Raw genomic sequence first — 24271 nt, 5'->3', positions numbered from 1 at the left:
GCATACACGGGAAAACGGTCACGGCCGCGTCCATCCGCGGAAAAGCGCTTCATCAACTCGTGGACTCTCGGACGACCAGTTCGGGCTGGAACATGATCTGCTGGTGGGCGTGTGACCCGGGGTGCTCGCATTCATCGAGCAGGAGCTCGGCGGCGATCCGGCCAAGCTTGTAAGGGGGCTGACGGATCGACGTCAACGGGATCGCCGAGGCCAGAGCGTATTCGATGTCGTCGTAGCCGATGAGCATCACTCGGCCGGGCACGCGGACTCCCTGTTGGAGCAGGACCCGCAGCACCCCCATAGCGAGCAGGTCATTGGCACAGAAGACGGCATCCGGTAGTTCAGCCAGAAGGTGCTCCGCGGCCTCGTGCCCGGCACGGGGTGTCATCTCGTCGACGATCACTTCGCGGAGAGTGCCGCACCCCGCCTCTCGCAGGGCTTTCCGCGCGCCGGCTCGCCTGTCGGCGTTCTGCCGAGTGGTGAGCGGACCGCCGACGAAGACGATGTCGCGAGCGCCGCGCTCCAGCAGGTGGGCAACGGCCAATCGGCCACCGGCCACGTCGTCGACCGTGACCGAGCACTGGTCACTGCGGGTGGCAGCATGGTCGAGCATGACGGAGGGAATGTTGCGTTCACGCAGGCGTGCCAAACTCTCCCCGCTGTCGCTCACCGGGGTGACCAGGACACCGCGGACCTGCTGCTCCGCGAGCATACGAACGTTGCGCTGCTCGCGTCCCACCTGACTGGCCGAACCACAGAGGATCACTCCGTACTCGCGTTCGCTCATGAGGTCCTCAACACCGCGCGCCATCTCGGTGAAGAAGGGATTGCCCAGGTCGAGCATCATCAAGCCGATGGTCCGGCCGTGGCCGGCACGCAGGCTCGCCGCCGACCCATTGCGGACGAAACCCAGCTCCTTGATCACTTGCTCGACGCGCGCCCGGGTCTTGGCGGCGACCCGCTCAGGTTTGTTCAACACGTTCGACACGGTCCCGGGAGAGACCCCGGCGAGCTGAGCGACCTGCTTGATGCCGACCGGCCCGTCACGCGAACCGGGTTCCGATCTTGGCATGAGAGACCTCGCAGGGCTGGGGTGCGGGCGTAACGCTCGCCACACTTTGACGGTCCCGTTGAAACGTGTCAAGCCCCAAAATCCGTCAAAACTGCACCCTTGACGGCTGCCACTTGTTACATCTACGTTCCTTCAGACGCGAAATGTTAAAACGTTTCAACATACCCCGCCAAGGCCGCTCGACGCGGCCGGCGATAAGGAGGAGAGGGCGTGAAGGAACATGGGTAGCGGCGCCCATCTCCAGGGCAGATCAGCGCTGCTCGAGGTGGATGACCTCACGGTCGAATTCCCGGGTATCCGCGCACTGGACTCAGTGCACTTCGACATCCTCGCCGGGGAGGTGCACGCACTCGTCGGGGAGAACGGCGCAGGTAAATCGACGCTGCTGAAGGTTCTTGGCGGAGTGCATCGTCCCAGCTCCGGGGAGGTGCGACTGTCCGGGGAGGCCTACCACCCCCGGCGGCCCGCAGACGCGCTGGCAGCCGGTATCGCGGTCATCTACCAGGAGTTCAACCTCTACCCCGACCTCACAGTCGCCGAGAACGTCTTCTCCGGCCGGGAGCCGTACGCGAAGGGCTCGCGCGGCATCCGGTACGCCGAGATCAACCGGCGTACCAGCGAGCTCTTCGCAGTGCTGGGCGTCACCATTGACCCGACCGCGACGGTCGGCAGCCTGACGGTGTCGGAGCAGCAGTTGGTCGAGATCTGCAAGGCACTGTCGGTCGACGGCCGGATCATCGTCATGGACGAGCCGACCGCCGCCCTATCAGCCGACGAGGTCACCCAGCTTCTGGACGTCGTCAAACGACTGCGCGCCGAGGGTCGCAGCGTGATCTACGTCAGCCACCGGCTGGACGAAGTCTTCGCCCTGGCCGACCGCGTGACGGTGCTACGAGACGGCAAACACATCCGCACCTGCGACATCGCCGATACCGATCCCGACGGGTTGGTCCGTCTCATGGTCGGCCGCGACGTGGAGTCGGTGTTCCATCGTGACCAGGTCAGCGAGGGCACAGTCGTGCTGGAACTGACCGATGTCAACGCGGGACGTCGGCTGAAGGACATCTCACTCACCGTGCGCGCGGGTGAGGTGGTCGGCATCGGCGGCATCGCAGGCGCCGGGCAACCCGAACTCTCACAAGTGATCTTCGGCGCCCTCGGTGTCGACTCCGGGACGATGACGCTGAACGGCGAGCCCTTCCGGCCGCGCCACCCCGGCGACGCCATGGCCCGGGGCATCGGCTTCCTGCACGAAGACCGCAAGGTAGCGGGGAACCTGCCGGACCTGTCGATCCGACACAACCTCACCATCTCCATCCTGGACAAGGTGCGCACCGGCATCGGCCGGTTTCTGGCGCCGGCCAAGGAGACCGACGTCTACGACGGCTACCATCGGCGGCTCAACATCAAGGCGACCGGTCCGGATCAGCTGATCGGCCAGCTTTCCGGCGGCAACCAGCAGAAGGTCCTCCTCGGACGTGCGCTGGCTCCAGGCGGAAGGTTGTTGCTGCTCAACGAGCCCACTCGAGGGGTGGACATCGGCGCGAAAGCCGAGATCCACCGCCTGATCAACATCCTCACCGCAGATGGTGCGGCCGTGCTCATGGTCTCCAGCGACCTACCCGAGTTGCTCGGGGTCAGCGATCGCGTCTACGTGATGGCCGGTGGCGAGATCGTCGGGCACCTCACCGGAGCCGATCGCACAGAGGAGAACGTCGTGGCGTGCGCGACGACCGGCCGCCGCATCTTCTCCAAGGAGCTGAGCAAGCGATGATCGATGCGATCAAGAAGGTGCCGCTGCTGGTACCCCTGGTCCTGGTGATGGTGATTCTCTCAATCTCCACCGACACGTTCCTGACCGTGGGAAACCTCGAGAATGTCCTGGTAGCCGCGGCGATCCTGGCCATTCCCGGGATGGCGATGACGTTCTGCCTGGCCATGGGCGAGTTCGACCTGTCGATCGGGTCCACCGTCTCTCTCACAGGGGTCGTCTGCTGCAGCGCCCTCATCGCCGGTCAGCCTGTCCCCATTGCCCTGTTCCTCGCGTTGGCCGTCGGCGCGGTCATCGGCCTGGCCAACGGTGTTGTGATCACAAAACTGGGGGTGACGCCATTCATCGCCACTCTGGCCACCATGGTGATCGTCCGCGGCGCGTCGCTGGCCTACACCGACGGGCACGACCAGATCGTCAGCTCCGCGGGGCTCAAGTACCTGGTCGGTGGTCGGCCTCTGGGCATCCCGATGCCCATCGTGCTGGCCGTGGTGGCGGCGGCGCTGGGCTGGTGGACCATCAACCGGACGCGCTTCGGCCGCTGGGTCTGCGCGATCGGATCGAACCGGGACGCCGCGACGATGTCCGGGCTGCCGGTCGATCGCATCCGCATCGCTGTCTACATCCTGGTCGGTCTGTCCGGGGGGGTGTGGGGTCTGCTGATCTCCAGCCAGCTCCAGAAGGGCAACGGCCAGCTCGGCCTCGGCTTCGAACTCGACGCGATCACCGTTGTGGTCCTGGGCGGGACCGCCCTGCTAGGAGGAAGGGCCTCGATCATCGGCACGCTTCTGGGCGCCGTGATGATCGAAACCATCCGGAACGGCCTCAACCTCCTTAACACTCCACCGGCCTACCAGCGCATCAGCGTGGGGCTCCTGCTGATCGCGGCCCTGGCGCTGCTGGCCTTCCGCCGCGAGGACCGCGGCGCCAAACCGAAGCGGGCCCTGGCAGGGGTGCAGGAGAGTGCGGCATGACCACTGAGACGATCATCGAGAGGACCGGGGACAAGCCCGCCAAGATCTCTTTCGGCAGGTTATGGGACACCTGGGGCGTCACTGCGATCCTGATCCTCCTGTTGCTGTGCACCCCGGCGATCGCCCCTGGCTTCCTAGAGGTCGAGAATCTTCAGTCAGTGCTCCGCGAGAGCGCGTACGTCGGCATCGTCGCCGTCGGGATGACCTTCGCCATCGCCAGCGGCGCCTTCGACCTGTCCGTGGGCGGCCAACTCGCCCTCACCAGCGTCGTCAGTCTCATGGCCTTCAGCGGTGGCGGCACCGCGGCGGCCATCGCGGCCGCGATCGTCACCGGGCTTCTCTGCGGTCTGGTCAACGCCGGCCTGATCACCCGGCTGCGGGTGCCGCCGTTCGTCGCCACCCTCGGTTCGCTGTTCGTCTTCCGCGGCATCGCCTACCTACTCACCCAGGACGGCCCGAAGACCCTGCCTTACAGCCAGATCCACTCGCCTTTCGTGAAGCTTGGCAGCCTCAACATCGCCGGTCTGCCGCTTCCCTTCATCATCATGGTGGCCGTGTTCGCGGGTGGCTGGATCCTTCTCCGGCGTACCGCGATCGGCCGCCGCACCCTTGCCTATGGTTCATCGCCCTCAGCAGCACGGTTCTGCGGGATCTCCGACACCAGAATCAGGCTGTTCGTATTCGGGCTGGTCGGACTCACCGTCGGAATCGCCGCGCTTACCTACATCACCCGAGTCTGGACGGCCGACGGCTCGGCTCAGGACGGCTTCGAGCTCAAGGTGATCGCCGCAGTCGTGCTCGGTGGCACCGCCCTCAAGGGAGGCAAGGGCACCCTCGTCGGCACGTTCTCCGCCGTGTTCCTCGTCAGTGTTCTCAACGAAGTGCTGGTCAGCCGTGGCGTCGAGTCCGCCTACCAGCGCATCGTGCTCGGTTGCGTCCTCATCGTCGCGCTGACCATCGACGGCCTGCGCACTCGCTTCGCCGGCCCCGGCTCTTTCCGAAGAGCCATCACGGGCCTGATCCCGCGTAAGACGACACAGGCCACGTCCTGATCAACGCACCACAGTTCCGAGCGGCCCACGAGCCGACCGGCCAATGGATCGTGCACCGGCGCGGTCCTCCCCCACTCAGAAACCCCCCATCCCAGGAAGAGACTTCGCATGAGCACCAAGAAGATCCTTTCCCTTGCCCTACTTGGCACTCTGGCCCTCGCAGGCTGTACGGACTCCAGCGAAACCACCGCGGGCAGTGCGGCCCCCTCCGCGAACAAGAAGATCACCGTGGGCTTCTCGGTCTACGACATGCAGTTCGAGTTCTTCCAGAAGATGGCGAAGGGCACTCAGGACGCGGCTGCGGCCAAGGGCTGGGAAGTCAAGCTCCACGACGAGAAGAGCGACGAGAATGAGATGGTCACCGGCGCTTCCGCGCTGATCGACCAGGGCGTCGACCTGCTGATCATCAGCCCGTTCAAGCCCACTGCGCTGGGACCGATCATCGCCAAGGCCAAGGCGAAGAACGTACCCGTCATCGTCGACGACATCGGCGGCGGCGGCGCCCCCTACGACGCGATCGTCATCTCCGACAACGCTGGCGGCGGCAAGCTCGCCGCAGAGTTCATGGACAAACAGATCCAGGCCAACGGCAGCAAGAGCAAGAACGTCGCTTCCATCACCTGCGAGCCGTCCGCGACCTACGCCGCCCGCCGCAACGCCGGCTTCAAGGCCGAGATCGAGACCCGCGGCTACAAGGTCGTGGCGGAGCTTTCCGGCAACTCCAAGGCCGAGGAGGGCTACAAGGTCATGAAGGACATCCTGTCCAAGAACCCGGACGTTGCGGGCGTCTTCGCCTGCAACGACCCGATGGGCGTGGCCGCTGCCAACGCCATCAAGGACGCAGGCAAGAGCCCGCTCACGGACATCGTCACCGTGGGATTCAACGCCGACCCCGAGGCGCTGACCGCGATCAAGTCCGACAAGCTCTCGGCGACCATCGCCCAGGACCCCACCGCGATGGGCGCACTCACCGTCAAGCTCGGTGAGCAGGCCCTGAACAAGCAGCCGATCGAGTTCTCCAACGCTCCCGAGCGCGAGGTGTTCAACCCCGTCACCCTCGTCGACAAGACCAACGTCGACTCCATCAACTAGCACGTTGGGGTGGGGCGGCCACAGCGTGCCGCCCCACCACGAACACCCGCAAAAGATCGAGAGCTTTGGGATTCGGGGATTGTGAGCATGATTGACTTCACCACCGGGCTGAACAACCTGGCCATCGAGACGCCCTCATGGGCCTACGGCAACTCCGGTACCCGGTTCAAGGTGTTCACTCAGCACGGGGTCCCCCGCGACCCCTTCGAGAAGATCACTGATGCCGCTCAGGTGCACGCTTTCACCGGTGCCGCTCCTACGGTCGCGCTGCACATCCCCTGGGACAGGGTTTCCGATTTTGCCGCGCTGGCGACGCACGCCACCGATCAGGGTGTGAAGCTGGGCGCGATCAACGCGAACGTGTTCCAGGACGACGACTACATGCTGGGGTCGGTCACCAATCCCGATCCGCGGGTACGCCGCAAGGCAATCGACCACCTGCTGGAATGTGTCGACATCATGGACGTCACAGGGTCGCGAGACCTGAAGCTGTGGTTCTCCGATGGAACCAATTACCCAGGTCAGGACGACATCCGCGCCCGCCAAGACCGGCTCTCCGAAGCCCTTGCCGAGGTGTACGACCGGCTGGGCGACGGTCAGCGAATCCTGCTGGAGTACAAGCTGTTCGAGCCGGCGTTCTACACGATGGACGTGCCGGACTGGGGGACCTCTTTCCTGCATTGCATCGCCTTGGGGCCCAAAGCCACCGTCTGCGTCGACACCGGCCACCACGCACCGGGTACGAACATCGAATTCATCGTGGCGATGCTCCTGCGTGCAGGAAGGCTGGGCGCGTTCGATTTCAACTCGCGTTTCTACGCCGACGATGACTTGATGGTCGGCGCGGCTGACCCGTTCCAGCTTTTCCGGATCATGCATGAGGTCGTGCGCGGCGGCGGGCTCGACCCGGCGACCGGAGTCGCTTTCATGCTCGACCAGTGCCACAACATCGAACCCAAGATCCAGGGTCAGATCCGTTCGGTCATGAACGCGCAGGAGGCCACCGCCAAGGCATTGCTGGTGGACGCAGACGCGCTGAAGGCCGCCCAGTCCGCGGGCGATGTGCTGGGCGCGAACGCCGTTCTGATGGACGCATACAACACCGACGTCCGGCCGCTTCTCGCCTCGTGGCGGGAGGAGCGCGGCCTGGCCGCCGATCCGATGGCCGCTTACAAGGCCTCGGGCTACTTCGACAAGATCGTCGCCGAGCGTGTCGGCGGCACCCAGGCCGGATGGGGAGCCTGAACCACCATGAACACCGTTGACGACCTGCTGAACCGCTGCCACGAACTGGGTTCCGACCCTCGCAACACTAACTACGCCGGAGGCAACGCCTCAGCCAAGGGCAGCCAGACCGACCCGGTCACTGGCGAGACCGTCGACCTCATGTGGGTGAAGGGTTCCGGAGGGGACCTCGGAACTCTGACGGCGTCCGGTCTGGCCGTGCTCCGGCTCGATCGGCTCCGCTCTCTGGTCACCGTGTACCCGGGGGTGGAACGCGAGGACGAGATGGTCGCAGCGTTCGACTTCTGCGGCCACGGCAAGGGAGGCGCAGCACCGTCGATCGACACTGCGATGCACGGGCTGATCGACGCAGCGCATGTCGACCACCTCCATCCGGACAGTGGGATCGCGATCGCAACAGCCGATGACGGTGAAGAACTGACCCGATTGATCTTCGGAGATCGGGTGGTCTGGGTGCCGTGGCGGCGTCCAGGATTCCAGCTGGGGCTGGACATCGCGGCGATCAAGGCGGAGAACCCGCAGGCGATCGGCGTAATCCTGGGTGGCCACGGCATCACCGCTTGGGGCGAGACCTCCGCCGAATGCCAAGCGAACTCCCTTGAGATCATCCGGCTGGCCGAGGCCTACATCACCGCGCATGGCAAGGCCGATCCGTTCGGCCCGGTTCTGCCCGGATATGAGCCCCTGCAGTCTCCCGAACGGCAGGCCCGGGCGGTGGAGCTCTTCCCGTTGATCCGCGGCCTGGTCTCGACCGACCGACCGCAGGTCGGCCACTACACCGACAGCGACGTGGTGCTGGACTTCGTCTCGCGCGCCGAGCACCCGCGCCTGGCGGCTCTGGGCACCTCGTGCCCGGACCACTTCCTGCGCACCAAGATCTCCCCGCTCGTGCTGGACCTGCCCGCAGACGCGCCGCTCGACCAAGTGAAGGATCGGCTGCGGGAACTGCACACCGCCTACCGCGCCGACTACACCGCGTACTACGAGCGCAATGCGGTCGAGGGGTCACCTGCGATGCGAGGCGCCGACCCTGCGATCGTCCTGGTGCCGGGTGTGGGCATGTTCTCCTTCGGGGCGAACAAACAGACGGCGCGCGTGGCGGGCGAGTTCTACGTCAATGCGATCAACGTGATGCGGGGCGCCGAGTCCGTGTCGTCGTACTCCCCGATCGACGAGGCCGAAAAGTTCCGTATCGAGTACTGGTCACTCGAGGAGGCCAAGCTCCAGCGGATGCCCAAGCCCAAACCGCTGGCCGCTCGCATCGCGTTCGTCACCGGCGGCGGGTCGGGCATCGGGGCGGCTACCGCGCGGCGTCTCGCCGCCGAGGGTGCGTGCGTCGTCGTCGCCGACCGTGATCTCGGTGCCGCTCAGAAGATCGCCGATGAACTCGGGGCGACCGCCCTCCGTCCGTCGGATGTCGCGATCGTCGTAGCAGCCGACGTCACCAGCGAGGACGACATCCGTGCCGGCCTGGCCGCTGCCGTCTTGGCCTTCGGCGGCGTCGACCTGATCGTCAACAACGCCGGGCTGTCCCTGTCCAAGCCCCTCCTGGAGACCACCGTCGCCGACTGGGACCTCCAGCACGACGTCATGGCCCGCGGCTCGTTCCTGGTCTCCCGGGAGGCGGCCCGCATCATGATCGAGCAGAATCTGGGCGGAGACATCGTCTACATCTCCTCCAAGAACTCCCTGTTCGCGGGACCGAACAACATCGCCTACAGCGCCGCCAAGGCAGACCAGGCCCACCAGGTCCGTCTACTGGCGGCCGAACTGGGCGGCCGCGGAATCCGCGTCAATGGGGTCAACCCCGACGGTGTGGTCCGTGGCTCCGGCATCTTCGCCTCCGGCTGGGGCGCGAACCGGGCCGCCGTATACGGCGTCGAGGAGTCGAAGCTCGGCGAGTTCTATGCCCAGCGCACGCTCCTCAAGCGCGAGGTCCTGCCCGAGCATGTCGCCAACGCGGTTTTCGCCCTGACCGGCGGCGACCTCACCCACACCACCGGCCTCCACATTCCTGTGGACGCGGGAGTGGCGGCGGCTTTCCTCCGATAGACGCCGATGACTGTCTCTTGCAGATGCTCCGTCACCCCAACTCACCAAACAGTCACCTCACTCAAGGGAGAGAGGGCATGGTCTCGAGTCATCCCAGTAGGCGTGCTGCGGCAGGCATACTCGCCACCGCACTCGCTCTGGTAGCCATCCAAGGCAGCGCGGGCGCCACATCCGCCGGCGCCGCCCCGGCGCTGTCGAAGGGTTCGAAGGCCGGTACAGACGCCGTGACCACTCTCGCGGGCGGAATAACGCCTGCAGAGTTCATGAGCCCGAAGACGCAGTACAAGCCGGCCATCCGCTGGTGGTGGCAAGCCCCCCTGACCAACGACGAAGCCCTGCGCGAGATGGACGCAATTGCGCAGGCAGGCTTCGGGGAAATTGAAATCGCCTTCTCTACCGGCGCCTGGAACACCGATGACCAGCGCACCATTCTGGGCAATGTCCTCGAAAAGGCCAGTGCCATGAACATCAAGATCTCAATGACGATGGGCCCTGGCTGGCCGATCAAGACGCCCAGCACTGCGGCCGGCTCGGGGTACGCGTCTCAGGAACTCCAGTATGGGAGGGTCAACGTCGCTGCTGGACAGACCTTCTCGGGGCCTGTCCCGCCACCGATGGATGCGGCGACGCAGAAGCAGCCCACCAAGCTCGTTGCGGTGACCGCCGCAAGAGTCGTGCAGTCAGGCCCTGAGGTCACCAGCCCAGGTACGCCGCCACCAGCCTCGACGGTGCTTGACCCCACGTCGCTCACCGACCTCACCGGGAAAGTCACCGATGGAAAGATCTCCTGGAAGGCGCCGGACTCGGGGAACTGGATCCTCTTCGGCTTGTGGTCGCGCGAGAACTCAGGTGGCTACACCAGCCTCTTCGATCCCATCGCAGCGCAGAAGGCTGGGCAGGATCTCGACCAGTTGCAGATCGGTCCGGACAACGCCGCCAAGCTTCACAAGTCCGGCGCAGATATGTTCGAGGACTCCTTAGAACTACACGCGACATCGATTGACTGGGCCCCATCGATGGCCCAGGAGTTCAAGAGCCGTCGCGGCTACGACATCGCCAAGTTCCTGCCGCTGCTCTTCGTCCAGGGCGAGTTCGACTACCCCGTCCCGCCCAAGGAGCCAGTTCCCGACTTCGCGCTCCCGGACGCAAACTCTGATAAGGTCCGCCACGACTTCTACCAAACGCTGACTGACCTCTACATCGCCAACCACCTGGGCGAGTTCCAGAAGTGGGCAGCCAAGTATGGGATGCAGTACAAGGCGCAAGCCGCGTACCAGCAGACTTTCGAGCCGGTGCGCAGTTTCCGCTCTCTCCAAGAGATGGGCGCGCGGTCGGAAGGAGAGTCGCTGGACGCCGCTGAGAACCTGCCCATCTCCGTTGACGACCCGCAATGGACGAACTCGCTGCGATACCTGCAGGAAATGGCCTCGGGTGTGCATCAAGCCGGCGGAACTCAGCTGAGCATTGAGCAGGGCGCCTTCTTCAAGCCGGCCTACTCGATGAACCTCAGTGACTACCAAGACCTGATGGCCAAAGAGTGGGCGGCGGGGGTTTCTCAGACTTTCGTCCACGGCTTTGCGCTTCAGGCGCCGAATGCCGCCTGGCCGGGGACGTCGCGATTCAGGGAATCGACCACTGAGAGTTGGAACGACACGACGTTCCCGCAGTGGTCGAGCTGGCCTACCCTGACCAGCTACCTTGCCCGTGGAACGCGCGTGCTCCAGACCGGGACGGCCAAGACCGACGTGGCCATCTATAGCGACTCGTTCCTGTCAGCCAGAGGTAACCAGAACCCATTCGACGGCCGTCGACTCCAGGAAGCCGGGTATTCCCTCGAGTACCTGGATCCGGTCGGCTTGGTGGAGGAAAGCAACCCAAGCAACGGCGAGCTCTTTCCCGACACCAGCGGCTACCGCGCCCTGGTGATTGACCGGCGTGCAATCTCGCACCAGGCTTCGGCTGCAATTCTGAAGGCAGCCAAGGCCGGCGTCCGGATCGTGTTCGTGGGCGACCTGCCTGACAAGGACACGACCTTCGCGTCAGGTGCGAGCGGTGACCTGGCGGTCCAGAAGGACGTTGCAGCCACACTCCGACAGCACTCCGCGACGCAGGTCCTCGCCCAGAGTGACGTCCCAGCCGCACTCGAGCGGCTGGGCCTCGAGCCCCGCGTGGCATCCGACGGCACGAGACTGCTCACCCAGTGGCGTCAGGTCGCCGGAGGTGCATACATCTACCTCTATAACCCCACCAGTAACCCGGTCACTTTCAACCCTTCATTCGCCGTCGTGGGCGTCCCATCGCAGATGGACCTCTGGGACGGTTCGGTGCAGCCGATCGCGCAGTACACCGTCAGCCACGGGCGCACCAACATCCCCATGACGTTGCAGGGTAAGGAAGCCCGCGTTATCGCAATCGACAAGAACGCGACCCCGGGAGTGCACGTCGTCGGTGACACGCAGCCAGAAGGTGGCCGCCTCATCGTGGCAGACGGCAAGATTCAGTTCCAAGCCGTCGAGTCCGGCGAGGAGTCGTTCAAGCTCTCGAACGGGCGCACTGTCACCGTCGAAGCACTGGTCGACCCGGCCGACGATGTCCCGCTGTCCGGGCCACCGTCCAGCCGGCCGTCCATTATCGACAGGTTCGGAACATGGTCGCTTAAGGTCCAGACCGCAACGCCAACGGGAAGCCAGACCGTGTCGGTGCCCAGTGGCCTGGGTGACACGCAGTTCCAGCAGCACTACCTGAAGGACTGGCGGGACATCACGTCCCTGAATGGGGAGTCAGGGGTGGGAACCTACACGGCGACCACTCGGCTTCCCGACGGGTGGCAGCCAGACGAGGCACACCGCATGTTGCTGAACATCGGGGTCGTGAATGGGACGGCCAGCATTACGGTCAACAACACGCTGGTCGGGTCCCAGGTTACGAACGGCCACGACTGGGATATCGCAAAGTTCCTGCATGCAGGCACGAACACGGTGACAGTCGAAGTTCGAACCACCTTGCGCAATGCCCTATCGAAGTACGTCGGGCGTTCGACGGCCAGCCAGCCGTACGGTTTGCGCGGGCCCGTTACATTGACACCGGCCAGCACGCACGCGATCTTCACGTCGAGTCGATAGTCAGTGAGCCGCAGCGGGCACAGCTGTGGGGCCCAAAGTCCCGGAGCTGTGCCCGCATCGTGCGGCTGCTCGGGCGCTGGGGCTGGACCCCAAGTCGCTGATGGCCGGTCGTAGACATGGGCGCATCCGGGCACCAGATCGGGAAGGACCAACGATCCGCCCAGCTGCTCTGGATCCGCAATGGTGCCGGAAGACGGCTGAGTTCGAGACCAGCCGCTCATCACGAGAGAAGTGGCGTTAGTCGTGGCCTTCCGTTGGCGCGGCCCAGTCATGAAACGATTTTGGCGGCGGGGGGCGACTGGCCAGCCTTGCAATTAGACCGATGCCCTCAGAGCCCTGAGCCGATCCGCGGCGAGAGCTCGGGGGATGGCGGAAAGCCGACGACCGACCCACGCCGCTCCTTCCGTCCTGATCAGCGATCACGCCGTCCACATCGGCCCTGCACGTAATGCCGTACGGCCATTCCTCCAGGAGCACACCGAGAATTAGATCTTCCGCGCCGCCTTGGATGATTCGGTGCAGCCACTCGGCCGCCGCGCCCAGAGAGACGAAGGCGAACAGCCAAGGCATGTCCGCGGGGGCTCGAGAATCGCTCCGCTGTCCCGTTCGCCGAACGATCTTCTCTTCGAGTTCGGTGATCACGACCAGAAGACTGTTCAGCACGGTCAGGCTGGGAACGTGCCGGAGCTCTTCACTCGCGTAGTCCCCAAACAATCGGGCCATGTCGTCATGCGAAATGAGCACCCGCGCTGAGATATGAATGCTCGTTAACAGCTCCACCATCATGGCGCGAGTCACCCCGCTCAGAGCCGGGCCCTGCGAGCCTCATCCCGCGGAGCGCCGGCAGGGCGACCACATAACCGATCGACGTCGCCGATCCTTCCTCGACAGAGGGAGGCATCTCAGTCGGGAGCTGGAGCGAAGGAGGCGGTCACCATCGCGGGAGATGCGAATCCTTCTCCGCCAGGCGCACAGGCGACGCCGATAGGAGAAGGCAATGCCTAGGAGCAGCACAGCCACTGCAGTGGCGGAGATGACCGCGGGAGAAGGGCCGGCGGAGGCCGTCTCGTGGCTCACCACTCGTCCAGCGCGCGAGTTCACCACGGGCGGCGCGGCCCCACACCCGGAGTCCTGAGCGTCGACGGGTCTTCTTTGTTGGGTCGTTGCCTCGTATCGTCTGGAGCTACAGCGACGTGTCGAGAAGGGCGATGCGTCTTCGGGTAATGCGTCCTTCCTGATTGAAGCACGCGATCGGCTGTCGCAACATCGGAGCGGGCAACGAGAGATTCGGAACCGCGCTCCTGGCCATCGCCGTCAGAATGCCGATGCCGCTTGGCGGATTTCCTCACTTGCGCCCGTCCTTTGTGCTCCCTGACAGGCTGGGACGGATTTACCTCAGGAGCCTGAATCGGGGTTGCTTGCTCCGGGATCACTTGCACACTGGATTGCTTGACAGACTGCTCAGGGACACCCCCGCCTGCTGGTCCCAGGCGCGCGACCAGCAGGCGGGTGACATGTGGCGGTTCCGATACGGGATCGTCGTCAGCCGCGCTTGACAGCGACCTCATACTTGCCACCGGGGACTGTCAGCTTCACATAGCCATCCTCGGCCACGGCCTGATAGGCCTTGGCAGTACCGCGGTCCCACGCCGTGCGGCCGTTGACGGTGACGACCGACCGCCCGGTGACGGGCACAGCGATGGTGCCGCTCGTACCCGCTGGCGTTGTGGTGTCGAGCTCGAACCGCTCAGTCTTTAGGTTCGACGACCAACTGGTCTCGATGTCGCCATACTTCGTCGGTACGGCGCCTTCGGCCCACTTGAGGCTGCCGGAGCGCGGCTTGATGCTCCACGTCGCATAGCCGGGGTCGACCGGAGTCACGCCGAGGACCTGTTCAGTGAGCTGTACGGTGGGCGATGCGGCCCATCCGTGGGCGAGGCTTGCGGTCGTGCGGTTGACGCCGCCGTTGTCGTTCTTGAACTCCCAGAAAGTGCCGGTGTAGAGCGGGTCGTCCTCGTCCACCATCGGCCCCCAGGTCCGGCGCATCAGGTCGAGGGCACCGGCCGTGTCGCCGACGGCGAAACGCCCAGCGGTCTCCATCCCATTGCCGAAGGGCTCGATCGTGTGACCGGTCGGGTCCTTCAGACCAGGCCCCATGATGGCGCCGTAGGGCGTCCACAACGTCTTCAGCGCAGCCAGCACGCTGTCCCGACGCTCGGCCGGAACGAAGCCGTACTGGAGGGCCAGGGCGTTGGCGTCGCCCACGAGGACGTTGGGGTTGACGTTGCTCTGGCCGTACGCACCCAACTCCGGGCTCCAGAGTCTGGCGTTGACGGCGGTCTTGATCGCATCGGCCTTAGCGTCATATCCATCGGCCGCGGCAGCGGAGCCGACCTTGCGCTCAAGCCAGGCCATCTCGCGCAGCAGGATGTAGTAGTCGATGCTGTACTTCGTGACCTCCCCCGTTTGACTAGCCTGCCAATAGTCCCGGTCGTTGGACACGACCAGGTTGTTGGCGTCGAGGAAGCTGTCGTTGTAGGCAAGTTCCTTCCGCAGAGCGGGCAGGACGCTCGTGATGTAAGCGTCGTCACCCGTGTAGCGGTAGTAGTCGATGATGGCTCGCGCGCCGTACCCGGAGTAGTTATTCGAGTAGAAGAGTGGGGAACCGCTGGGCGAATTACGCTTCGAGAAGTCGGGCGAACCGGGAAGCGCGCCGTCGGCCCGCTGCTTCGATAGCAACACGTTCAGCGATGACTTGAGGTATTCGGCGCCCGCGTCGCCCAGGGTGCTGAGCGCCGTGGGACCTTGAACCAGCAGGTCGCCGGTCCAGATGCTGCGGTCCCGCTTTGCTCCGTCGTAGATGCGGGCGTCGGGCAACCCGTTGAGCCCAGGAGCCTTCAGGTTCATCTGCAGGGTGTAGGCGCCGGAGTACCACATCTTGTTCAGCTGCTTGTCGCTGGACAAGAACCAGCCCTTGTAGTCATCAGGCGTGGCGCGGAACGCCTGGAAGTCGACCCCAGCGGAGGAGATGGACACGCTGCCGGGTGAGGACAGCGTGAGCAATATGAAACGGAACCCACCGTGGAAGCCTCCAGACAGCCGACCGGCGCCAGTGGGCTGCAGCGTGTCTGGACCGCCGACGCCTGCCAGCCCTCGGGATTCATCAGAGCTTGGAGCTCCCGGCGAACTGGACACCGCCGTTCCTACCGCCAGATCGCGTGTCAGCGCAGGACTGAAGGAGGCGGTTTTGGCTGTGGCGTCGAAGCCCGCGATTGTCCGGGTCTGGGCGTCAGCTCCGGTGCCGAAGACGATGCTGTTGCCGACTTCGAGGTTCGCGACGGAAGCCAAAGTGACTTCCGATACACCTCTTGCCGCAGCCGACGCGACGGTCGTAGCCGCGGGCGAGCGAAGGAACTGGCGGGCTTCTCCAGTCACCAGGGTGAGGGTGGGAGCACCTTCGACCGCTGTGACATCGATGTAAGGCGTACCACCGACCTCCTTGCCGAAGTCGAGCACGACCGAGGCCGGCGCCTTGCCGGCCACCGTCGTCAGCGTCGTCACCGGGCCCTTCCCCTTTACCAGGGCGTTCGGATGACGCACGCTCCCTCGGATATCGACGTCGATCGGGGCGACCTGCGGGGACGACGGGCCGAGAACATACGAATGCCAAGCAGGGGCAGACGCCCCTTCAGCCCCGACAGGAGCTCCAAGTGTCGCCGCCGTAGTCAGGACCGCGAGCGCAGCGACCGTGCCGACCCGGCCCGCACCTGGTAACGCCTTTCCAGTCTTTGAGCGCTTCATGATTTCTACCTTTCTCAAGACAGCCGTCTATTGGCGATCGGCTCATAAGAGGGACATACACACGCAGCCAAGCGGCTGTTTCGAAATTCGCGCACCCGATTAAAACGTTTTAATCAGGTGTTCAGATTTCCTCAGGGGTCGATCTTCGTGAAGCAGTTCGTGCGCGCGGAGGATTTGTTCTACCTGCGCCGCCCGTGCTGGCTGGGTCCGGCCGAGAACTGATCAGCGGTCGCTGCCGACTAGATCATGTTCATAGGCCGCTGGTGTCCCCGGACGCGGTCTCCAGACGACGTCGTTCTCTTGCCGCGGACGCGATGCGGTGACCCCGTTCGATCACTTCTCCTTGTACGCCTGGTCCATCTGCTGGAGCACGGTGTCCGGGTCCGCCTTGTCCGCGAACAGGTCTTGAATACCGGTGAAGTGGGCCTGCTGGACCTTGGGGTTGGGCCAGAGCTGGTCCATGAAGGGCACCGTCTTGCCCTCCTTCTGGAAGTCGACCAGCGGCTGGAGGGCAGGATCGACCTTGAACTGGTCGTTGGGGATGCTCGGGAGAGTGCCGGTGGCTCCGGCATACAGGTTCATGGCCTCCGGAGTTGCCATGAAGTCGATGAGCTTGGAGGCGAGCTCGGGGTTTTTTGCCTTGGCGTTCTGAGCGAACCCTGCTCCGGCCGCGCCGGGCATACGGGTCTCGTCCGCGTTGTCGGTCGCCGGCACCGGGAAGAGGCCGAACTCAGTGCCCTCTGGGGCCTGGGACTCGGCCTGATTGAGGACCGAGGTCACCTGGATGTCGGCCACCGCGTCGCCCTTGGCCAGCTGGGCCACTGAGGTCTCGAACGACGTGCCGAGAGGATCCTTGGAGAAGCAACCGCGCTTGTTCATCTCCAGGTACTTGGCCATGGCGGTCTTCCAGCCGGAGCCCGCGAATGTCGCGGAGCCGGACTTCATCCGCTGGTCGAAGTCCTTGTCGGTCGCGTACACCGTCGTCGCGATGAGCGCGTAGTCCGCCAGCTGAGTGACCCAGTCGGTCTGGTTGCCGAGGGCGAAGGCGACCTTGCCCTTGGACTTGGCCGCGTCGCAGAACGCCAGGAGCTCGCTCCAGGTGGTCGGAGGCTTCGCGCCGATCTCGTCCATGGCCTTCTTGTTGTACAGAGCGCCGATGCCGACGAACGTCATCGGGACGATGTAGGTCTTACCACCGACCTGGGTCAACGGTTTGATTCCCTCGGGAATCTGCGCGGTCCAGGAGCGACCGGACAGGTCGGCGAGGTAGCCAGTGGGGGCGAGCACCTCGACTGCCCCTGGATTGCCGTTGCCCGGCCAGGTGAAGAACACATCGGGCGCCGTACCCGAGGACAGCTGGGTGCGCAGTGTGCCCTGGTACTGCTCGGTGTCGGAGTAGGTAGTGATGATCTTTTCGCCAGGGTTCTTGGCCTGGAAGGCTTTCAGGACGGCCTCCATGCCGGCCCGGTCGGTGGCCACTGCGGCGATTCGCAAGCTTTCCGAGCCGCCTGAGGCATTGGTACCGCTGCTACACGCGCCTGTGGCGAGGGCGCCTGCGGTCATGACGGCCACGAGCCGATGGGTAGGACGCATGGGGATCCTCCTCGAGGAGGTGTATGGGTCGATTTTCACAACCGGAAATCAGTGAGAAAGGCCCCTTCAACGCCCCGGAGCCGCCGCGCTGAAGTGGTAGGTGCCGGAGGCGAGACGTACGACGAGCTCCTGCGGGAGGTTGTCGACGATCTCGATGCCGGCGCGTTCGTGCAGCTCCGCCAGGCCTTCGCGAACACTGTCTGTCTCTGCTGTCGGAATGTGCAGGGTGGCTTCGGCACCGGGCGGCACTGCCACCTCGATGCGAACCTCTTCCGTCTGGACTTCCGAGTGGATTGACCACCCGCAGGTGACGGCGCCGAGAGGTGTCTCCTGTCTCGCCTGCGCCCAGGTGAGCTTTCCGCCGATGGCCGGACGCAGCAGCAGCCGGCGGTACGCGATGGAATCCGGCTGCTGGTTGATGCCGGCGACGCCTCCGAACAACCACTCGCCGATAGATCCGAGGCTGTAGTGGTTGAACGAATTCATGGCCGCCGACTGGAAACCACGTTCCTTGGTCCAGCCGTCCCAGCGCTCCCAGATCGTGGTGGCCCCGTGCCGGATCGAGTAGGCCCAGGAAGGATATGTGTCCTGGTGCAATAGCGCGTAGGCCAGGTCGGCGTGGCCGTGCTCCGTCAGTACGGGGCACAAGAGCGAAACCCCGACGAAGCCTGTAGTGAGATGCCGGCCGCGTGCCTCGATGTCGGCGACGAGGTGCCGCACCGCCGCGGATACCAGTCGTTCAGGCATCAACTCGAAGGCCAGCGCGAGCAGATAACCCGTCTGGGTCCCGCCTTCGACGTGGCCTTCGTCGACCGAAGTGTCCACGAATGCGTTTACGAACGCGTCCCGTATGCCCGCATGCAGTGCCTCGTAGCGCTTGGCGTCGGCGTGCTCTCCGAGCACCTCGGCGGCCTGCGCCACGATCTGCGTGCTGCGCGCGAAATAGGCAGTGGCCAGCAGCTCACGGGGCGTCTCCACGCCCTCCACCTGGAGCCAGTCGCCGTAGTGCTGGCCCACTCGATGGCGCCAGATCAGGTCGGGGTTGTGGCGGTGGATGTGGTCCACCCAGGCGGCCATTGCCTGGTACGAACGTTCCAGGACACGCCGATCACCATATGCACGGTAGAGATGCCAGGGGATGATGACCCCACCGTCGCCCCACGCCGGGGCTCCCTCATGATCGAGGCATAGCTTCGGGGCCACGTCGGGGAAGGCACCGTCAGCGTCCTGGGCCTCTACGACATCTCGCATCCACCGGGCGAAGAATGCACTCACATCGGCGTTGCGGCAGGCGGTGGGCAGGAAGACCTGGGCATCGGCCAGCCAGCCGAGCCGCTCGTCGCGCTGCGGGCAGTCGGTGGGGATGGACACGAAGTTGCCGCGCTGCCCCCAGCGGATGTTGGACTGCAACTGCGTAACGGTCTCGTCCGAGCAGCTGAACTCGCCTGTCCACGGCATGTCGCTGTGCAGGACCCTTCCGACTACATCCTCGGCGCGAAGGTCACCGGGGTAGCCGGTGATCTCGGCGAATCGGAATCCGTGGAAGGTGAACCGAGGTTCGAACACCTCCACCGGATTCCCGCCGGCGATATACACGTCTGTGGCCTCCGCCGTCCGGAGGTTCGCGACGTACAGTTCTCCGTCGGCGAGCATTTCCGCATGCCGCAGTCGGACCCGCTGTCCGCGTTCGGCTCCTCGAATCGTCAGCTTCACCCGTCCGACCATGTTCTGGCCGAAGTCGACGATGAAATGGCCTCCAGGGCGTTGGACCACCGACCGGGCGGGCAGTTCCTCCGTCATCCGTACCGACCGGTCGGGCGTGGCCTGGAGCACCTGGGTGGAACGATCTAGCACGACGGCCGCGCCCCATCTGCTGTCGTCGTACCCGGCAGCGTCCCAGCCGGGCAGCTCGTCCCGGGCGTCGACGTACTCACCCATCAATAGATCGGCGTACTTGATCGCACCGGAACGCTCCCGCCAGCTCTCGTCCGAGCAGATCCAGCGGCGCGAGCCGTCCGCGAAATCGAGCAGTATCTGCACGATCGCCTGGGGGGCCTCGCCATAGTGGAGCGCTTGTCTACGCGAGTCGAAGCCGACATAGCCACTCCACCAGCCATCGGCCAGCACCGCACCCAGGACGTTTTCACCATCGGTGAGCAGTTCGTCGACATCGTAGGTCTGGTACAGCACACGGTCGTGGTATTCGGTCCAGCCTGGCGCCAATTCAGCGTCTCCGACTCGCCGCCCGTTGAGCCGTAATTCGTAGAGGCCGCGGGCGCTGGCGTAGATGCGGGCGCGAACCGGGCGGCGCCCGTCCAAATCAAACGAGCGGCGCAGATGCGAGGCCGGCAGCAGGTGCCGCGTCCGGTCGGTACGGTCGTCATCCTCCGGTGGGTCCATCACCGCCGCCGCCCGAGGGTCACGGCCGATCCACGCAGCCTGCCATTCGTCGGCGTGCATGAATCCGGTCTCGAACCAGGAGTGCGCCGATCCGGACCACCGGTCCTCAGCATTCCAGACCTCGACCCGCCAGTGATAACGCGTCGATGACTGCAGAGGCGGCCCGTCGTACGCAATGACGTTGTCCTCCGACAACCTGCGTCCGGTGTCCCAGATCAATCGCTGAGCATCGGCCAGGTCGTCAGGGCCCAGTGCCACGGTCAATCGGTAGGAGGTCTGCCTATCGCCTCGGTGTGCGGAGCGGAGCCTCCACGACAGGCGGGGGAACGGTTCGTCCAGCCCCAGAGGCGTCTCCAACATCTCACAGGTGAGCGCATACGGAGCCAACACGTTGGGTTCTTGCAAAGCGGTGTTCATCCCTTCAGTCCCCCTGCGAAGCCCTTGATGATGTGGCGCTGCATGAGGAAATAAACAATGAGGATCGGCAGCATGGCGATGACCAAGCCTGCGAACACGAGATTCCATTGCGAGACGAACTGACCGAGGAAGCCGAAGATTGCCACCGGAATGGTCTGCTGATCGCTGCCGCTGAGGTACAGGAACGGTGTGAGGAAGTCGTTCCAGATGAAGATGGCGTTCAAAATGACCACGGTGCCGGTGACGGGCCGCAGCAGCGGGAACACCACGCGCCAGAACACCTGGACCGGGCCCGCTCCATCGATGAGCGCGGCCTCCTCGTACTCCCGGGGAACGACACGGAGGAACCCCATATAAAGGAATGTCGCGAAGGGAACCTGCAATCCGCTATAGAACAAGACCAGCGACCACAGAGTGCCCAGCAGATGCAGATCGCGAATGGTCTGGTAGAGCGGCAACAGTGCCAACTGGAAAGGCAGCAGCAGGCCGAGCATCACCAGCAGGAACGCCCACCGGGACCAACGAGCCGTCACACGTGCCAACGGATAGGCGGCCATGGCCGAAATGATGACGATGAGCGCCACGCTCACCGCGGTCACCACGACGCTGTTGACGATGGCGCCGGCCAAGCCTGCCTCGCGCCAGGCAGCGGCGTAGTTGTGCAGCGTCGGCGACGTCGTCGGCGCGATGATCGAGGAGCCGTCTCGAGGATCGCGGAGCGAGAGGTTGATCAGGACATAGATGGGGAACGCGACGACCGCTGTCACTGCAATCATGACGATCTCGCGGGCCAGGGTGCGCAGGCTGTAACGGTTCATCGCGCCGCCCTCCCCTGACGGTGCAGCAACCGATATTGGCCACCGGATATGACCGCCACGAACACCGTCAGCACGATCGCCAGCGCCACGCTGTAGGCGTATTCGTTGAACTGAAAGGCATTTTTATAGATAAGCGTCGACAGGGTCTCGGTCGCGGTTCCGGGGCCGCCTCCTGTCATCACCCAGACCTGGTCGAACAACTTCAGGCCTCCAATGATCGACAGCATTAAATTGATCGTCGTCGCGGGAGCCAGCAACGGCAGAATGATGTGTCGCAGACGCCGCCAATCGCTTGCTCCGTCAACAGAGGCGGCCTCGTAGACCTCCTGAGGGATTCCCTGTAAGCCAGCCAGGAAAATGACCATCGAATAGCCGGCGAACTGCCAGATGATGATGCCCACCACACTGCATAGGGCCAGAGTCGGATCCCCAAGCCAGTTCTGCTGCCAGGAGTCCGGCCCTATGGCGGCGATCAGGCCGTTCAGAGCGCCTTCGGGGGCCAATATGTACTTCCACAACGCCGCCGTGACGACAGGCGTCATCACGGCGGGGGCGAACAGCAGGACACGGAGCACGTTCCGACTCTTGATCCGGCTGTGCACGCCCAAGGCGAGCAGCAACCCCACGGCGTTCTGGACGACCGTGATGGCCACCGCGATGATGAGCGTCTGCCGGAGCGCGTCGCGTGCGGCTTCGTCCTCCAGCATTTTCCGGAAATTGGCCAGGCCCACGAAATGCCGCATGGGGTTGAGCCCGTCCCAGTCGGTGAACGCGAACGCCGCTCCTCGGGCACTCGGCACCAACACTACGAAGGCGTAGAGGGCAAGTGCCGGAATCAAGAACCACGCGAGTACTGGCCGCGCTCGCTTCCCCGGCCGAGTAACCGTTCCGGCTGAACCAGCAGAGCTGCTCTTGGCCCGGCGCCGACCCGGCTCGGCCGACTGAGTCACCTCCCCCTCGAACCCTTGTGCCATCTGCGGCCTCCCTTACAAACATGACGATCGTGTTGCCGACAGGTAAACCGCACGGCGTTTCTTGGCAGGGATCTTGCGCTTGCAGCGACTCCGCCGATAGCCCGAAATGCACCTGCGGTAGCACGATGTTCACCCCGGCGGACCCGAAGGCTAAGGTACGGGCATGAGCGAACCCCCCGTCGACCTCATCAAGGGCCAGGTGTACATCACCGACGGGTCGGTGGCTTACGCCGGACACCACATCCATGAACGCAGCCACCCGATCCACACTCACAGCTTCATGGAGGTGGCCGTCGTGACCGGCGGCCAAGGTGTACACAGGTCGCTCACTGGCCGCAAGAAGCTGGAGGTCGGAGACGCCATCCTGCTCCGGCCAGGGGTTTGGCACGGCTATGAGGACTGTCTAGATCTAGACCTGCACAACTGCTGTTTCAGTAACGATCTGCTCCAGCGCGAACTCGCCTGGACGCGAGAGGACCCGCTCCTGGGATACCTGCTGTGGACCGGCCCTCACTCGATGCAGCGTCGTGGAATGCTGACCGCGAGGCTCGACGCACAAGCGCTCAAAGAGTGCGCGATTCACCTCGACGCACTTGGCAGGCTCCGAAAGGAGCCGGCGGGAGAGCACAGGGGCGACATCATCGGAAGGCTCTCCCTGTTTCTCAGCCACGTCGCTAGGGCAGCGGTCGCCGATCTCGGAGATGTCCCCGACAGGAACGGGCCCACGCATCCCGCCGTGGTGGAGGCCATGCGACTACTCGAGTCACGGCTCGCCCACAATTGGACCCTGAACGAACTCGCCGACGAGCTCCACCTGGCACCCCGCTACCTCATTCGCGTATTCAAGGCGGCCACGGGATTGCCCCCGATGGCTTATCTCGCTCAGCATCGGGCAGAGAGGGCGGCTACCCTGCTTCTGCACACCGACCAGCCGATTACCCAGATCGGTCAGAGCGTTGGATGGGCCGACCAGAACTATTTCGCGCGTCGCTTCAAAGCACACTACGGACTCACTGCGACGACCTACCGCCAGCGCTTCACACACCGCAAGGTCTTGCTCTGACAACTGCCGCCAAATGCAGCACGGACCTGTCGAAGCATCAATTCGAGCTGGCGGTCCGGACGTGCAAGTCAACCGTGTCAGGAGTCCGGCTTAGCGTCCGCGTCACGCCAATTATGTGCAGGACCGGCTCGCCGGCCAGATCTGCTCCCCGGACGGCCAGATGGTTGCCGGACCTGAGGTCCGTTGGATCGGGCGGCGGCATGGGCGTCGTCAGGACCGGCGCTGGGCGACGTCGTGGAGTCCGGCGCAGATCGCGAACCGGCTGCCGATCGACTTTCCTGAGGATGAGACGATGCGGATCTCACATGAGGCCATCTACCAGGCCCTATACATCCAAGGCCGCGGTACGCTGCGCCGTGAGCTGACTGCATGCCTGCGCACAGGCCGAGCACTACGCGTGCCCCGTGCCCGCACCCGGGGCCGCGGGAAGAAGTTCGTCACCGAGGAAGTGCTGATCAGCTGGCGGCCCGCCGAAGCCGCCGACCGCGCCGTGCCCGGGCACTGGGAAGGCGACCTCATCATCGGCCTGGACAGCTCCGCGATCGGCACGCTGGTCGAGCGCACCACCCGGTACACAATGCTGCTGCACCTTCCCCGATGGACGGTCATGGCCAAGGCCCGCGAGCCAAGAACGGCCCGGCACTCGCTGGGCATGGCGCCGGAGCCGTCCGTGACGCCATCGCCGCCACCATCACCACGCTGCCCGAACAACTGCGCAGGTCCCTGACCTGGGATCAAGGCGCGGAGATGGCCCATCACGTCCAACTGCGCATCGACACCAATCTGGAGATCTACTTCGCCGACCCGCACAGTCCCTGGCAACGC

The 24271-nt window shown here is 64.6% G+C and carries 15 protein-coding genes and 1 pseudogene; 9 read left to right on the top strand and 7 right to left on the bottom strand.

The genetic code is table 11. From position 1 onward, the window contains the following. Positions 1-52: 52 nt before the first annotated feature. Positions 53-1072: a LacI family DNA-binding transcriptional regulator gene (locus Pth03_RS21795; RefSeq protein WP_203946201.1), complete on the bottom strand. Its 1020-nt coding sequence runs from the start codon at positions 1070-1072 to the stop codon at positions 53-55. 220 nt (positions 1073-1292) lie between these two features. Here Pth03_RS21795 and Pth03_RS21790 point away from each other — a divergent pair, with 220 nt between their 5' ends. From Pth03_RS21790 to Pth03_RS21760, 7 genes are all read left to right on the top strand, one after another. Further along, on the top strand, positions 1293-2846 hold the full coding sequence (locus Pth03_RS21790; protein ID WP_203946200.1) for a sugar ABC transporter ATP-binding protein: 1554 nt from the start codon (positions 1293-1295) through the stop codon (positions 2844-2846). Then, entirely contained in the window at positions 2843-3817 is a 975-nt protein-coding gene (locus Pth03_RS21785) for an ABC transporter permease (RefSeq protein WP_203946199.1), read from the top strand. The genes Pth03_RS21790 and Pth03_RS21785 overlap by 4 nt, the downstream gene beginning before the upstream one ends. Then, positions 3814-4869, top strand: a complete 1056-nt coding sequence (locus tag Pth03_RS21780; protein ID WP_203946198.1) for an ABC transporter permease — start codon at positions 3814-3816, stop codon at positions 4867-4869. Before Pth03_RS21785 ends, Pth03_RS21780 begins: the two co-directional genes overlap by 4 nt. A gap of 108 nt (positions 4870-4977) precedes the next feature. Continuing rightward, entirely contained in the window at positions 4978-5961 is a 984-nt protein-coding gene (locus Pth03_RS21775) for a substrate-binding domain-containing protein (protein WP_203946197.1), read from the top strand. Between the two features lie 87 nt (positions 5962-6048). Next, positions 6049-7206, top strand: coding sequence for an L-rhamnose isomerase (rhaI, locus tag Pth03_RS21770; RefSeq protein WP_203946196.1), 1158 nt, complete (start codon positions 6049-6051; stop codon positions 7204-7206). 6 nt (positions 7207-7212) lie between these two features. Further along, positions 7213-9258: a bifunctional aldolase/short-chain dehydrogenase gene (locus Pth03_RS21765; protein ID WP_203946195.1), complete on the top strand. Its 2046-nt coding sequence runs from the start codon at positions 7213-7215 to the stop codon at positions 9256-9258. Between the two features lie 77 nt (positions 9259-9335). Then, complete coding sequence (locus tag Pth03_RS21760) at positions 9336-12380, top strand: glycosyl hydrolase (RefSeq protein ID WP_203946194.1); 3045 nt, start codon at positions 9336-9338, stop codon at positions 12378-12380. A gap of 237 nt (positions 12381-12617) precedes the next feature. On the opposite strand, the gene Pth03_RS21755 is transcribed toward Pth03_RS21760, so the two are convergent. From Pth03_RS21755 to Pth03_RS21730, 6 genes are all read right to left on the bottom strand, one after another. Continuing rightward, complete coding sequence (locus Pth03_RS21755; RefSeq protein ID WP_203946193.1) at positions 12618-13166, bottom strand: hypothetical protein; 549 nt, start codon at positions 13164-13166, stop codon at positions 12618-12620. 756 nt (positions 13167-13922) lie between these two features. Next, positions 13923-15941 (bottom strand): alpha-L-rhamnosidase C-terminal domain-containing protein, encoded by a 2019-nt coding sequence (locus tag Pth03_RS21750; protein ID WP_203946192.1) that lies wholly within the window; start codon positions 15939-15941, stop codon positions 13923-13925. 573 nt (positions 15942-16514) lie between these two features. After that, positions 16515-17774 (bottom strand): ABC transporter substrate-binding protein, encoded by a 1260-nt coding sequence (locus Pth03_RS21745; RefSeq protein ID WP_203946191.1) that lies wholly within the window; start codon positions 17772-17774, stop codon positions 16515-16517. A gap of 66 nt (positions 17775-17840) precedes the next feature. Further along, a complete protein-coding gene (locus tag Pth03_RS21740) occupies positions 17841-20591 on the bottom strand; it encodes an alpha-L-rhamnosidase (RefSeq protein WP_444544176.1) in 2751 nt (916 codons plus the stop codon). Further along, a complete protein-coding gene (locus Pth03_RS21735; protein ID WP_203946189.1) occupies positions 20588-21409 on the bottom strand; it encodes a carbohydrate ABC transporter permease in 822 nt (273 codons plus the stop codon). The genes Pth03_RS21740 and Pth03_RS21735 overlap by 4 nt, the downstream gene beginning before the upstream one ends. Continuing rightward, on the bottom strand, positions 21406-22383 hold the full coding sequence (locus Pth03_RS21730) for a carbohydrate ABC transporter permease (RefSeq protein ID WP_203946188.1): 978 nt from the start codon (positions 22381-22383) through the stop codon (positions 21406-21408). The genes Pth03_RS21735 and Pth03_RS21730 overlap by 4 nt, the downstream gene beginning before the upstream one ends. Before the next feature lie 163 nt (positions 22384-22546). Here Pth03_RS21730 and Pth03_RS21725 point away from each other — a divergent pair, with 163 nt between their 5' ends. Together Pth03_RS21725 and Pth03_RS21720 are read left to right on the top strand one after the other, a co-directional pair. Further along, on the top strand, positions 22547-23446 hold the full coding sequence (locus Pth03_RS21725; RefSeq protein ID WP_203946187.1) for an AraC family transcriptional regulator: 900 nt from the start codon (positions 22547-22549) through the stop codon (positions 23444-23446). Positions 23447-23546: 100 nt separating this feature from the next. Beyond that, positions 23547-24271: pseudogene (locus Pth03_RS21720) on the top strand (IS30 family transposase); the annotation flags it as partial.

The organism is Planotetraspora thailandica (assembly GCF_016863335.1).
GTDB lineage: Bacteria > Actinomycetota > Actinomycetes > Streptosporangiales > Streptosporangiaceae > Planotetraspora > Planotetraspora thailandica.
The sequence above is the reverse complement of the archived record's forward strand: the minus strand, read 5'-3'. Positions and strand labels throughout refer to the sequence as shown.

Coding starts and splice junctions, on each gene's coding strand:
- Pth03_RS21795 (WP_203946201.1), bottom strand. CDS start 1,072: ATGCCAAGATCGGAACCCGGTTCGCGTGACGGGCCGGTCGGCATCAAG.
- Pth03_RS21790 (WP_203946200.1), top strand. CDS start 1,293: ATGGGTAGCGGCGCCCATCTCCAGGGCAGATCAGCGCTGCTCGAGGTG.
- Pth03_RS21785 (WP_203946199.1), top strand. CDS start 2,843: ATGATCGATGCGATCAAGAAGGTGCCGCTGCTGGTACCCCTGGTCCTG.
- Pth03_RS21780 (WP_203946198.1), top strand. CDS start 3,814: ATGACCACTGAGACGATCATCGAGAGGACCGGGGACAAGCCCGCCAAG.
- Pth03_RS21775 (WP_203946197.1), top strand. CDS start 4,978: ATGAGCACCAAGAAGATCCTTTCCCTTGCCCTACTTGGCACTCTGGCC.
- rhaI (WP_203946196.1), top strand. CDS start 6,049: ATGATTGACTTCACCACCGGGCTGAACAACCTGGCCATCGAGACGCCC.
- Pth03_RS21765 (WP_203946195.1), top strand. CDS start 7,213: ATGAACACCGTTGACGACCTGCTGAACCGCTGCCACGAACTGGGTTCC.
- Pth03_RS21760 (WP_203946194.1), top strand. CDS start 9,336: ATGGTCTCGAGTCATCCCAGTAGGCGTGCTGCGGCAGGCATACTCGCC.
- Pth03_RS21755 (WP_203946193.1), bottom strand. CDS start 13,166: ATGATGGTGGAGCTGTTAACGAGCATTCATATCTCAGCGCGGGTGCTC.
- Pth03_RS21745 (WP_203946191.1), bottom strand. CDS start 17,774: ATGCGTCCTACCCATCGGCTCGTGGCCGTCATGACCGCAGGCGCCCTC.
- Pth03_RS21740 (WP_444544176.1), bottom strand. CDS start 20,591: ATGAACACCGCTTTGCAAGAACCCAACGTGTTGGCTCCGTATGCGCTC.
- Pth03_RS21735 (WP_203946189.1), bottom strand. CDS start 21,409: ATGAACCGTTACAGCCTGCGCACCCTGGCCCGCGAGATCGTCATGATT.
- Pth03_RS21730 (WP_203946188.1), bottom strand. CDS start 22,383: ATGGCACAAGGGTTCGAGGGGGAGGTGACTCAGTCGGCCGAGCCGGGT.
- Pth03_RS21725 (WP_203946187.1), top strand. CDS start 22,547: ATGAGCGAACCCCCCGTCGACCTCATCAAGGGCCAGGTGTACATCACC.